General features: G+C 65.5%; 12 protein-coding genes. 10 read left to right on the forward strand and 2 right to left on the reverse strand.

Annotation, left to right across the window (positions count from 1 at the left end; genetic code table 11):
- The first annotated feature begins 12 nt into the window (after nt 1–12).
- Nucleotides 13–1,839 (forward strand): hypothetical protein, encoded by a 1,827-nt coding sequence (locus tag ACFQV6_RS02600; RefSeq protein ID WP_378025638.1) that lies wholly within the window; start codon nt 13–15, stop codon nt 1,837–1,839.
- 324 nt (nt 1,840–2,163) lie between these two features.
- Here the strand turns inward: ACFQV6_RS02600 and ACFQV6_RS02605 are convergent, their stop codons facing one another.
- Complete coding sequence (locus ACFQV6_RS02605) at nt 2,164–2,874, reverse strand: SDR family oxidoreductase (RefSeq protein WP_378025639.1); 711 nt, start codon at nt 2,872–2,874, stop codon at nt 2,164–2,166.
- Nucleotides 2,871–4,223: a transcriptional regulator gene (locus tag ACFQV6_RS02610; RefSeq protein WP_378025640.1), complete on the reverse strand. Its 1,353-nt coding sequence runs from the start codon at nt 4,221–4,223 to the stop codon at nt 2,871–2,873. Before ACFQV6_RS02610 ends, ACFQV6_RS02605 begins: the two co-directional genes overlap by 4 nt.
- 676 nt (nt 4,224–4,899) lie before the next feature.
- Between ACFQV6_RS02610 and ACFQV6_RS02615 the strand changes: the two genes are divergently transcribed.
- From ACFQV6_RS02615 to ACFQV6_RS02655, 9 genes are all read left to right on the forward strand, one after another.
- Nucleotides 4,900–5,790, forward strand: coding sequence for a GPP34 family phosphoprotein (locus ACFQV6_RS02615; RefSeq protein ID WP_378025641.1), 891 nt, complete (start codon nt 4,900–4,902; stop codon nt 5,788–5,790).
- A gap of 99 nt (nt 5,791–5,889) precedes the next feature.
- Nucleotides 5,890–7,338: an APC family permease gene (locus ACFQV6_RS02620; RefSeq protein ID WP_378025642.1), complete on the forward strand. Its 1,449-nt coding sequence runs from the start codon at nt 5,890–5,892 to the stop codon at nt 7,336–7,338.
- Nucleotides 7,339–7,359: 21 nt separating this feature from the next.
- Entirely contained in the window at nt 7,360–8,001 is a 642-nt protein-coding gene (locus tag ACFQV6_RS02625) for a GNAT family N-acetyltransferase (protein ID WP_378025643.1), read from the forward strand.
- A complete protein-coding gene (locus ACFQV6_RS02630) occupies nt 7,998–8,621 on the forward strand; it encodes a hypothetical protein (protein WP_378025644.1) in 624 nt (207 codons plus the stop codon). The genes ACFQV6_RS02625 and ACFQV6_RS02630 overlap by 4 nt, the downstream gene beginning before the upstream one ends.
- Before the next feature lie 140 nt (nt 8,622–8,761).
- Nucleotides 8,762–9,094 (forward strand): hypothetical protein, encoded by a 333-nt coding sequence (locus ACFQV6_RS02635; protein WP_378025645.1) that lies wholly within the window; start codon nt 8,762–8,764, stop codon nt 9,092–9,094.
- Nucleotides 9,091–9,936, forward strand: a complete 846-nt coding sequence (locus tag ACFQV6_RS02640; protein ID WP_378025646.1) for an SAM-dependent methyltransferase — start codon at nt 9,091–9,093, stop codon at nt 9,934–9,936. Before ACFQV6_RS02635 ends, ACFQV6_RS02640 begins: the two co-directional genes overlap by 4 nt.
- 6 nt (nt 9,937–9,942) lie before the next feature.
- Nucleotides 9,943–10,602, forward strand: a complete 660-nt coding sequence (locus ACFQV6_RS02645; protein WP_378025647.1) for a hypothetical protein — start codon at nt 9,943–9,945, stop codon at nt 10,600–10,602.
- Nucleotides 10,603–10,846: 244 nt separating this feature from the next.
- Nucleotides 10,847–11,809: an aspartyl/asparaginyl beta-hydroxylase domain-containing protein gene (locus ACFQV6_RS02650; protein WP_378025648.1), complete on the forward strand. Its 963-nt coding sequence runs from the start codon at nt 10,847–10,849 to the stop codon at nt 11,807–11,809.
- Complete coding sequence (locus tag ACFQV6_RS02655) at nt 11,806–12,711, forward strand: hypothetical protein (protein WP_378025649.1); 906 nt, start codon at nt 11,806–11,808, stop codon at nt 12,709–12,711. Before ACFQV6_RS02650 ends, ACFQV6_RS02655 begins: the two co-directional genes overlap by 4 nt.

Genomic DNA, 12,711 nt, shown 5'->3' on the forward strand with positions numbered 1-12,711 from the left:
GCAGGGGCAGTGATGCGCTGGTTCGCTCGTGCCACCAACGGCCTGATCGTTGGCGCTTTTCTCGGCGGCCCACCGTTGCTGGCCGGATTCTGGCTCTCGAACCGTTCCTGGCCGCCGCTAACAGCCGACGGCGTGCGGCACTGGCTGCAAGCACCCCGTACCACCACCGATGTCGTTAGCGGCGCCATCATCGTTGCAGCTGCACTTTGGCTGCTGCTGCTCGGTTACCTCACCCGTCGCGGGCTGCATGCGCTCAACCGCCAATGGCGGCGGCTACGTTCTCTGCCGTTGCCCACGCCGGCGCAGGTCACTGTCGGCTCGATGGCTGGAGTCGCCGCACTCACCATGCCAGCGGCAGCGGTCGAGCACATCCCCGGCACACCGACCGCCACTGAAGACCCGCCACCAGCCGACCCCGGCGAGCAAGGCTCCAGCCTCCTCGCACCCGCGCTACGGGGCGAAGAAGGGATCGATCTGCCCGACGGCGGGTGGATGCCCTACCGAATTGCTGCCGTGATCGCTGCCCTCACCACCACTATCTGGATGCACCGGCGGCGTACCTACCGAGCTGACGCGCGACGGCTCGGGACCCACGACAATGACACCGATCTTCAACCGTTGTCGGCAACCGTGGACGCCGTCAACGCCGCTGTTGAGCAGAGCATCTCGCCTCGTCAAGCCGAGCCGGTACCCCCCGAGCAGCTACCGGCTGGTGTCCTGCACCTCCATGGCCCTGGAGCGCTGGCCGCTGCACGAGGCCTCCTCGTCACTGCAGCATTCACGACGCCACCGGTTACAGGCCTGGCGATCCAGCGCGCGCACCGCAACGACATCGTGCCGAGCATCGACGACTCAACACTCGCTGCCGCCGGCATCACGGTCCTGCCGGAGACCGAGCCGGAGTGGCCATACGGCGAGATTGGCGGCGCGAGCAGTCAAGGCAGTGCCGTAAGGACTCCCGACATGCCAGAAGGAAGACCGCCAACTGGAACGGTGACCGTGCTCGCTATCGGTGACACGGGCGCCGCCCACACCCGATGGCACATTGCCGCAGACGGCACCGTCACCGCAACCGGCATCACCACACCTCGGCGACTCTGCACCCTCGACGTGAATGCCGCCAGCGATCTTCTTGCCCTTGCTGGGCAACGAAACCCAATCACACCCAGAGCGTTGGTACCGGCTCAACCTGCCGCCGCTACTCGACGCTCCAAGAATGGCCGACCTGTTCCCGCGCGGCTCACACTGCTGGGCGGTTGTGTACTCACTGTGGCCGGCCAACCTCTGCGGGTACGCCGATCCGCCGGATTGCAAATCCTGGCCTATCTCGCCGTCCACCCCACAGGCGCCACCCGTTCCGAGCTCATCACCGCGACCTGGCCCAATCTGCCATCCGCGTCAATTAGCCAGCGCCTCCACACAACGTTGAGCGACATGCGCCGACAACTGCAGCCGACCCTGACCGACCCAGTCCAACGCCTGGGCGACCGCTACTACTTGAACGCTGAGATGATCCAAACAGATCTCGACGAATGGCGTGCAGCCCTGGCAGCCGCGACTCAGTCAATCGGCAGCGTCGCTCGCGCTGACGCCTGCCGCAAACTTACTCAGCTATACCAAGGGGAGCTCGCGGCCAACCAGACCTGGCCATGGATTCAGTCGGCCCGTGAGAAACTGCGCAGGGAAGCCCTCGATGCCTGCCTGTTCCTGGCAGAGCACGCCAAACGCACTGACGCCCTCTCCTGGCTCCACCGGGCCATCGCCATCGATCCCTACAACACGTCGCTGCAACAGCGAGTTGTCGAGTTGCAAGTCAATCCGGGCGCCGGCGCTGCTTGAACTCGGCGAAGCAACCGCCGGCCTGTGAGCCAGGTGGAGCATGGAACGGCACGGCTGTGCGGATGAAGCAGCGTCCAGCGCGGCGGTTACGACTTCGCTCAGCGGCGTGGTGTGCCGTACGGCAATGGCCCAGCTGCGGCACCCCTTGCTAACAGTCTGCGCCGAACTCTTATCAAGCTGTCTCCTCAAGCGGGACTCGCTCCGGAATCGACATCTGCTGGTATCTAACCCAGAACACGACGAAGGTCTCGCCGAGGGTGTCGCTGTAGGCGCTGCCAGAGAGGTTCCTGCGCCCGTGTGCCCTTGAGACGCCAGCGGTGACATCTACCAGTCGAGTGGCTTCCGATCAGCAAACAACCCTCCAGTAGGGCCGTCATCTGGCAGGGTCGCGAGCCAAATCGGCGTATCAGCGCCGTCTTCGGGCGTGCGGTCGGTCTCGCCGTACGCCATGCGAGTATTCATCCGACCTGGAGAGCAAGCATTTACAAGTACGCCAGTTCCGGCAAGCTCCGCTGCTAGTACTCGAGTAAGAGCGTTGAGGCCCGCCTTCGAAACGCGGTAGGCGACGTTCGTATCAGCCATGGTGGAGAGCGAGCCGAGATGGCTAGTGATGTTGACTACGCGTCCGTAGTTGTTCCGTTTCATTTCCGCAATAGCGGCTGCGCAGCAACGCCACGCACCGAAAATGTTGGTCTCCAGGGTCGCCCGAACCTTCTCGAAGTCGGGGCTACTGGCTAGTTGTCCTCGATCAATCGCGATTCCTGCGTTGTTGACGAGCACGTCGAGGCGACCGAACCTCTTACTTGCACTCGCTATCGCATGGACCACGCTGGCAGGGTCCGTTATATCCAGCTGATGTGCACTTACGGACAACCCGTCCTTGGCGAGATCAGCCGCCGCCGCCTCAGCAGCACTCTGGTTCCTTCCCGTCAGCACGACGTGCAGCCCTCGCTCCGCAAGCCCACGGCCGATGGCCAGGCCGAGGCCGCGGTTGGCGCCCGTGATAAGTGCAATCTTCGTTTCTGTCATACTCATGCAACCAGCGCGGAAAGTTGGTCGTCGAGGTGTCGAGTGCGCGGATCGGAATTAGAGAATGGCAGTCTTTCGCGGGCTCGGACGAGGCGACGAACATTGCGTTCGGACGGAGCCTGCTGAATGAGGGGTATCGCCTTCTGAAGCAGGCTATTGGCGCGATCGGCGTTCTTGAGCTGCATTTGAGCCGAGGCGCGTCGGATAACGTATGTGGCTTGATCACGTACCTTTGACCGGGACGCGAGACGAAGAGTTTTAATGAGGTATGCGTCGGCTTTTCGCGGTTTTTTCAAATCGAGGTAGCAGGTGCCGATTTGGGCATAGAACTCCGATTCGTCGAAGTAGGCGAGCCAGGCCGGGTCGTCGTCTCCAGCGTCGTAGTTGGCGAACAACGTATCGGCCTCGCTGATGACTCGCTCGCAGGCGGTAGCCTCGCCGAGGGCGGCGTGGGCGCGTGCCAGACGGAGTGCCAGCATCGCCGCAGCACGCGGCGTTGCGGTGACGGCGCCTGTATATGCACTGCTGGCCAGGGCAAGCGCCTCGCGAGGGAGCGAGAAGTCGTAACATTGAAGGCTCATGGACTTGAGGATGTTGGCGCCCATCAGGCGCTCGTTCGCGGCATGTGCCGCATGTAGCGCTGCAACCCAATAGCGTTGGGCGGCGGCGTGCATCCCAGCGTCGAACGAGGCCCAACCAGCCATCCGGCCAAGTTCGGCAGCCAGACGGTATAGCCGCTTTCCCACCACTGCGGTGTAGCTGGACTGTTCAAGGACCTCGACAACCATACCTAGTTCAGCATCGATCAGTCGCCGCGCGCGACTACCACCGTGTGTGGACTCCAGAAGCCGAAGACGGGGGAGCCCCTCTTCCATACGCTCGATGAAGTCAATCGTGACCTGGCCACCTTTCAGAACGGCGACCAGCTCGCCTGGTTCGATACCGAGCCACTCCTCAGCTAGCCCGATCAGCGAGCCTCCTGCGATCTTGAGGAAACCGCGACGATCCATCACGGCATTCTCCACTGCGTCGTCCAGGGCCTGCATCCCACCGTCCTGCGTCCAGTCGAATGAGAAGCGAACGGGGTCGCCATCGGGCAACCAGGCCGGCCATGCCTCTGTCTTGACTCGCGACTCCGGTACGCACAGTTCATCAGCGAGCGCCAACTGGCTGTCGAGGTCGGGAACGACGCCCCAGTTCTCCCAGCGCCAGGCCTTCTCGCGGCGCGCTGCAACGTTTCCCACTCGCCGCGCGACGATATTTACAACGTCCTGGTAGGTCCAGTTCCGTTCGGCTCGAATGGCGCTGAGCGGATGCGCCAAAAGATCCGGTTGGGCTACCCGTTGTCTTGACACTGCACCCACCCCCTATGCGATGGACGTACGGTATCGCGCCTCGTCGTTGCTGGTCATGCCTCACTCGTTGATCTCCCTAAAGGGACAACACGGAGACTACGGCCCTGGCCTGGCGCTGGACGTGCCCGCCACGGTTCGCTGTTCCTACGCGTGAGATCGGTTGGGGCATACGCAAGCTCCCGCGCCGTCGGTCCCCTTTTTGGCCCTGGAACCCGTACCCGACAACTTGCGAATGGTTCGAAAGGACTTCTCATGTCGTCAGTAGAGCCGAGAAGGCTCACCGATGGTCTATGGCTTGCAACGTACGACAGCGTCAGCGGTAAGCCATGGATTACTGGGTGGCGGCTAGTTTTCGGGCTGGCTGCTGGTTTGCTCGCCGAATTGATCAACGGCATCCACGTTGACTCCAGCAGGGAGAGCTGTGCCGCGCGACTGTCCGCCCGCAGGATGATCCGGCGCTGTATCCGTTGCTGGCCAGTGGCTCGGCAGTGCAACGGCGAGGGCTGCCGGATGACTCCGTGGTCGCCGGGTGGCTGGCGAGCGCAATCAGGATCCGCCGTTCGCGCAGCCTGCCGCCTCGGCACGATGCATCTTCCCTGGAGCAGCTGATGCGTCGGCGGAGCCGAATGGCGACCACGCCTTCCGGCCGCACCGCTCAACTCGCATCTACCCAATCATGACCAGCCTCAGTCTGGAAGGAATTGTCATGCCGTTAGCAGGGCTGACGCGGCTCACCGACGCTTTGTGGCTTGCGGCGCACGATGCGGTTCGCAGCAAGCTGCAGATCGGTGAGTGGGCTCTCGGGGTGGGCCTGGCTACGGGCTTGGTGGCCGAGTTGGTGCACGGCGGCTTTGTGGAGTTGTGGCGGGGTGAGCTGTTCCGTACTCGGTCGCTGGACGGTTCTGCGCTGCCGGATGACCCTGCGTTGTTCCCACTGCTGTCGAAGATGGCTGATGAGGAGCGCCGTGTTCAGCCGCGTCCCGCGTCGGTGTGGGCACCGGTGTCAGGTGGTGGTGAGCAGCGGGATTTCCCCGGCCAGGTGTACGGCCGCCGGGACCTTCGTACGCCGTCGGCCGAAGGTCATGGGCCGATAAGCGGCTGGGGTCATGCACCGGAAGAGCCGCAGTGGGTAGGGCCGGATACCCGGCACCGTCGGTGTGGTCATGACCTCGGTGAGTGGGTGTCGTATCTGGCGTACGAGCGGTGTGCCGAGGACTTGGTGGTGGAGCGGCTGGCGCGGGCGGGTTTGGTTCGGCGGCAGGAGCAGCGGCGTCTGTTCGGTGGTGTGTCGGTGAGGTACGTGCCGGCTGATCCGAACGTGTCCGGGTTTGCCGCTCACTCGATCAGTTCTGCGCTGCACGCCGGTCGTGACTTGACGCGACCCCAGTTGTTCTTGGCCGGTTTGATACTGGCCACCGGACTGCATCACTACGCGTTGGCCACCTCGACGCCCGCCGAGCGTGCCGTGCTGAACCGGATGCTCGCCGATGGCTTGGATCCGGTGTCGCGGGACCTGTTGAAAGCCGCGGACGTCGCGGTCGGTGAGGCCGCCATGCGCAGGCGCTGATTCCGTTCGCCCTGTCCTAGATTCCCTTTCGCCTTCGCCGTTTACAGGAGGAACCCCTCGATGCACGCTTCTTCACCTGCCCTCGATCGGGGGAGCAGGGTGTCGTACACGTTGGCCCGCAACCGGCTCGGCGCCTTCTCGATCGGCTCGGTGATCGCCTCGTCGGTGGCAGCGCTGACCGTCATCACCCTGGTGGTGCCGCTCGCGCTGGCCGCCACCGGACTGATCGGCTTCCCGGTGGCGATCATCGCGGTCGCCGCGATCCTGATGATCTACGCGGTCGGTTTTCTCGCGATGGCCCGGCACATCCCGAACGCGGGGGCGTTCTACGCCTACGTCGCCCACGGTATCGGCCGTCCGTTCGGTGTCGGGACGTCGTGGTTCGCGCTGGTCACCTACAACAGTTTCCAGCTGTGCTGTTACGGCGCGTTCTCCGCTGCCATCGGCGCCCCACTACTCAGTTCCTGGCTCGGCTACGCCGTCCCGTGGATCATCCCGGCCCTGTTCGCGTGGGCCTTGGTCGCGGTGCTCGGCGCCAACGAGATCAAGGTGTCCGGCTACGTGCTGGTGTTCCTGGTGGTCGCCGAAACAGTCCTGGTCGCGTTGTACAGCGTCGCCATCATGTTCACCCCGGGGTTCGCTTTCAACGGTGCGGCGATGTCGGTCAGTGGCCTGTCCGGACCGACGCTCGGTGTGCTGGTCGTGCTGGGTGCGACCTCGTTCGCCGGGGTGGAACAGTCGGTGGTCTACATCGAGGAGTCGAAGGACCCTAAGCGCACTATCCCGGTCGCTACTTATGTGACGATCGCCGCGATCGGCGTCATCTACTGGTTCGGGTCCTGGGTGCAGATCTCCGCAGGCGGGCCACAGATCATCGACCGAGCGACTGCTGAGGGCGCGGATCTGTTCTTCAACCAGGCCGCGCTCATGCTCGGCCAAGGCTCGGTGACGCTCGGGAAGATCCTGCTCGGCACTGGAACGGTCGCGGCGATGCTGGCTTTCCACAACGCCATCACCCGCTACACCTTCGCGCTGGGCCGTGAAGGGGTGCTGCCTCGCTTGTTCGGCCACACCACGATCAAGGGCGCCCCCCGCAACGCCTCCCTGGCGCAGACAGGGCTCGCCTTGTTGGTGTTGATCGTTTTCGCGGTGGCGGGCTGGGATCCGCTCGTGCAGTTGTTCTACTGGGGTTCGACCACCGGTGGCCTGGGTGTGCTGCTGCTGTACACGCTGACCAGCATCTCGGTGATCTGTTTCTTCGCCCGTGACAAACGGGGCGAGAGCTGGTGGCGGCGACTGGTCGCCCCGCTGATCGCCACCATGGTGCTGCTGTTCGTCACGATCCTGGCGGTCGACAACCTTGCCGGGTTGTACGGCGTCGCCCCCGGTACCGGCCCGGCCCGCATCGTGCCGATCGCCCTGCTGTGCGTCTTCGCCGCCGGCACCGGCTGGGGCCTGATCCTCAAGTCCCGCAACCCGCAGGTCTATGCGGGCATCGGCCGTGGCACCCGCAGCACCACCGCTTCCGCCCTGTCCGCGATCCACTGAATCGAACGGGAGCTTCACGTCATGAGCAGTACCGAGAACACCACCACGGTCAATGGCGCAAACTTGCTACCCGACTTGCATGTCGCTGGACCGGGCGACATCGACTGGGTGGCGGACATTGTCGCGGACGCGTTCCTGCACCTGGACGTCATCGCCTACCTCGTCCCGGACGAACGGCGCCGCCGTGCGGTGTCGCGGGCCTGGTATCGGCTGTACATCGCCCATGCCATCGGCGGGGCCGGTGAAGTGGTGATGACCGCCGACGGTAGCGCGGCGGCGGTCTGGTTTGACCGTACCCGCCCGTTCACCGAGCCGGACGGCTACGTCGCCCACCTCGCCGACCTGGCCGGTGATGACCTGCCCCGGTTCCAGTATCTCGACGCGCAGATGGATTTCTACCACCCCGGCTTGGCGCACTGGCACCTGCTGTTTCTGGCCGTACGCCCGGACCGGTGGAATCAAGGTCTGGGCAGCCTTCTGATGGGCCACACGCACCGCCGCCTCGACGCCGATGTTGTGCCCGCGTACTTGGAGGCCACCAGCGAGCAGAACCGCCGGTTGTACCAGCGGCACGGCTATACCGAGATGAGCGTGCCCACCATCGCCGTCGCCGACGACATCGTCTTGTATCGGATGTGGCGGGCCGGGAGAGTCCAGCCGTGACCCGCGCCGCCGACACGCAACGACATGCTGGGTGTTTCACCGAGCCGGTAGCCGCAACCCGGCTCCGGGCGCCAGTATCGGTCAGCGAGGTCGTGTTAAAGGGTGAGGCCGACCTCAGGCGGACCAGCGGGTGGCTGACCCGGCTGTTGGTCTTCGACCGTGACCACGGCTGTTGGATGCTTCTGATCCCCGGGCAGGACCATACGTTTCTGCGGCTCGACCATATGAACCAGCAGCTGCGCACGCCCTCCAAGGTTGAGGACGCCCGACGGTGGGTCGCGCAGCTGCTCGAGCGGGAAGACGCCGGCACCCGGCACGAGTATGGGGATTCCTCAGCGATCCCGCTGGAAGTGACCGCCTGGCAGCAGGTCCGCTACGCGGCACTGCACGGCTACGCCCCGCTGACCAACCGCACCCCACGCTGCGAGATGGACGTCGACCTCGACCCGGCAACGGGGCGCGACTGCCTGTGCCAGTCGGCAACTACCAGCATGGTCAGCGCCCCGGGCATCAGTACTGCCACCAAAACGGCAACTGACCGCCGCGCACTGGTCACCGCCCGCCCAACCCCGGTGAAGCTCCCCGCCATCACCAAGCCCTCCGGTGACGGGACCTGGTAGGCGTGACTGGGCGCTCTCTCCCCTCCGCTGCCCGGTCACGCCTACCCCAACCCGGCTGAGTCGTACATGGCAACGACCACACAGCCCACCACGCCCGCCCCGATCCCAACCCGTCATTTCCGTCCTTGAAAGCAGTGCTCGTGATGCGACTCAACCTACGAACCCGCAGCGGCCGACGCGCACTCACCGAACCGTCCCCCGCCTCAGCCGACATTGTCGGCGCCACCTACGCGGGCACCGTGTACGCGGTACGCCGGGACTGGCCCGACGGCACCCACGAGTTCGTCGGCCCCGGCACCACCATGACCGACGCCGCCGACCTGTGGAACAGCCAGCACAATCGGTGGCGCCGCTCATCCTGGCGACCCCACCTGTGCGTGGTCCTGATCAGCGGCCGAAACTTCTGGCTGCACGCCCACCACCGCAACGACTGCCGCGCCCCGGACTGCCCCACTACCGGGGCACCCGCATGATCCACCAGCCGGGTGATCCGCTCCGGCCGCCGCTCCCGGCACTCCCGCTCATCGACTCCACCCGGCCGCATCCTGCCCGCCGCTACAACTACTGGCTCGGCGGCAAAGACCACTACGCCGCCGACCGAGAGTCCGGCGACGCCATCGCCGCTCGCTTCCCCGGCATCGTCACCGCCGCCCGCGAAAACCACGCGTTCGCCGGGCGTGCCGTGCGCTACCTCGCTCAACGCCATGACGTTGAGCAGTTCCTTGATATCGGCACCGGCCTGCCCACCGACCGGCATCCCCACCACGTCGCCCAGCAGATCATCCCGGCCGCCCGGGTCGTCTACGTCGACAACGACCCCCTCGTGCTCGTCCACGCCCGTGCCCTGCTCGGCAGCACCCCACCCGGGCGCACCGCCTACCTGCAAGCCGACCTGCGCCAGCCGGACATCATCCTCACCAGTGATGAACTGACCGGCACCCTGGATCTGTCCCGCCCGGTCGGGCTGCTCCTGGTCGCCGTCCTGCACTTCCTTGTCGACGACGAGGATGCTTTCACCAGCGTCCGGACGCTGCTCAAGAAGCTCGCGCCGGGCAGCTTCCTCGTGCTGTCCCACGTCAGCTACGACCTACTCCAAGCCGACACGCGGACAGCACTGACCGACACGGCCTATCCCGGCAAAGACGGGTTTACCAGCCGCACCCACACCCAGATCGGCCGGTTCTTCACCGGCCTGCACCTACTCGAACCCGGCCTCACCCCGGTCAGCCATTGGCACCGCCACCCCGACGACCCACCAGCACCAGCCGATGATCAGGTACCCGTCTACGGCGGCGTCGCCCGCAAACCCCGGTAGCCCGCCATGACCACCGACGACCAGTTGCCGCCGTGGCACGACCTCATCCACCCCACCCCACCGGGAACACCCGCCAGCAGCGTCTCGCCGTCGGTAACAGCCACCCGACCCCGGACCACCATCACGCCGCGCCTTGACCTCTCCCGGCGATCCGACCGCCAGTGCCCCAGCCGCCGCCTAACCGGCCACACCATCGGCAACGGTGTAGTCGCCGGGATCTACACCGCATTCACCTTGTTCCTCATTTGGCTGGCCGCCGAAGCTGCCCCGCACGACACCGGGCTCGCCGCCACCATGGCAGCGATGGCCGCGTGGTGCATCCTCGGCGCCGTCACCCACACGGTGACCGCCGCTATCGCCATCCGTAGCCGACACCACAAACCCACCACTGCGTGGGCCACCACCGGGACCAGGCTCACCCGGCTGCACCTCAGCGCCGCCTTCGCCACCGTGCTCGCCACCGCCATCTACCGCCCCTTAGCCGTCCCCGCAGCCCTCACCTCAGTGTTCGCGGTTAGCTACAGCCGGTTGCTCCTCGCCGAGACCCGCGACACCATCACCCGCCATCGTCAGCACACCCACGACACCCGCTGCCAACCCACCGACAGCTCATCCACTCGCCGGTATCGCCCTGAGCGTCACCAGCGACAACGGCGCCGGCCGTGACCTACTCATCCTCGGCCCCACCGGGGAATTGCTGGCCTTCGAGATGGCCGCGATGCGCGACTCCGGACGCCTCGGCATCACCGAGCCCACTGTCTTGGACTACCACCTGTTCCTGGTCAACACCCACACCGCCGCCACCCGCCGAACCTGACCTGTCCGCGCGGACCGGCACGTCGCCGCCTGATGTCCCCGGACAACCGCGTAGGGCTGCGGCACGTCACCGGCCTGACGGTGCCGCAATCGGGTGGGCGGTGCGCCCGGCCTGATCCTCCGCTGCCTCGGCGCACTGCCCACCACCAGCGAGATCGTTCGCAAGCGGCCGATCCAGAAGGGCACCATCCCCCGAGTTCAAGAAGGAAGACAGATGACGGTTATGCCCGTTGCCGAGGTGGCGCTTCCGGCGGAAGTCGCCGCGCTGCGGCACTTGGAGTCCAGCACGGTGGAACGTTTGCGTCACGAGGCGCTGACGGTGCCTCGTGATTGGGTGACCGAGTATGGCGATTATCAGAACGGCGGATGGCACACGCTGTCGCTGATGAACGACTCCGGCGATCCGCGTGATGTCACCATCCGCGACTGTCCGCAGCCTCGCTTTACGGCCTTGCTAGAGCGGATGCCTGCGGTGCAGGAGTTGCTTGCCGGTCTGGGCGTCAGGTGCATGTGGGCTCGGCTGGCCCGCCTGGATCATGGTGCCTTTTTGTGGGAGCACCGCGACTACGGAGAGCTGGATGAGGTCGAGCGGCACCGGTTGCACGTGCCGGTGGTGACGAACCCGTCGGCGTATCTGGTGGTCGGTGGCACGAAGGTGCACATGAGCGTCGGCCGGGTGTGGCGGCTGACCCCGACGAGTCCGCACGGCGTGTGCAACAGGTACGGACCGTCACGCATCCATCTGATCATCGACTGCTACGCCGACGCGGCATTCCATGACCTGAACCAGGGTGATGCTGCCGCTGCCGGGGATGCCGCGCGGTTGCCGGAACCTTCGCAGTCGGTGCTCGATGAGACGGTCACGACCGCGACCGGCCTGGCCGAGCTGGGCTACGACCACGCCGCTGAGACCGCCCTGCTGGGGCTGTTCTACCAGTACGCGCTTGCTGAAGGAAGGGCATATGACCTGGTCGCCGACATGTACGCCGGTCTGCACCGCGACGGCGACGCCGAGCGGTGGCGGTCCAAGAAGAACGTGATGCTCGGCCTGGCTTGACCTTCGTGCGTCCCTTCAGTTTGGAGACCCCCGTGAGCAGCACCCGCTTGTTGGATGACGTCGCCGCCGTGAACCTGCCTCGCCAGTTCGGCCTACTGGAGAAGGCCGTTGAGGTGATCAGCGGCAGTGACGCCGTGCACTCGTTGCACGTGCGCGGTTCTCTGGCCACCGGCACCGCTGACCGGCTGTCGGACCTGGACTTCATTGTCGCCGTGCATGACCCGAGCTTCGGCCCGTTCATCCGCATTATCGACACCCTCATGAGCGCCGAACTCGGCGCGATCCTCCCGGGCTGGCGCGACACGATCGTGGCCCGCATGGGCGGACTCGGCTACGTGTTCCTCGTCCCGCACGAAGGCAAGTTGCACCAGATCGACCTGTACGCGGTCCCGGTCAGCCGCCTGGACACCGTGCTCGCCCGAACAAAGGCGATGCCGGTCTACCAGTCCGAGGGTCAGCACACCCAACGGCACAGCCAGGTGGACTGGCTGATCAACAGCACCTTGGAGCGGCCGTACACCGGCCAAGAGCTGCTAGTCGAGATCCTGGTCCTCGGTCACATGATCCGTAAGCGGATCACCCGCGGTCAACGCTATGTCGCCTATGCCGAGATGTTCGCGCTGCACACCGCCACCAAGAATCTGATCAAGACGGCGCTCGCGCCCGGATCGGCGTTCTACGGCTGGTATCAGCTTGCCGAGGAGATCGGCGCGACGCCGATCGGGCGGCAATGCCTGGCGGATCTCGATCGGCTGATCTCCGGCCATCCCATCCCGGCGGCCAACGACCTGACCGCCGCGCTGAGCACGGCGCTCGATGTGGCCGACAGGGCAGCGCCCGACGCCGTCGCCGGGCTCCGCACGGCCATCAGTGCCTACTGGCAGTACCTGGAGCTGATGTGA

Origin of the sequence: Actinoplanes sp. GCM10030250 (genome assembly GCF_042666575.1) — a bacterium.
GTDB lineage: Bacteria > Actinomycetota > Actinomycetes > Mycobacteriales > Micromonosporaceae > Actinoplanes.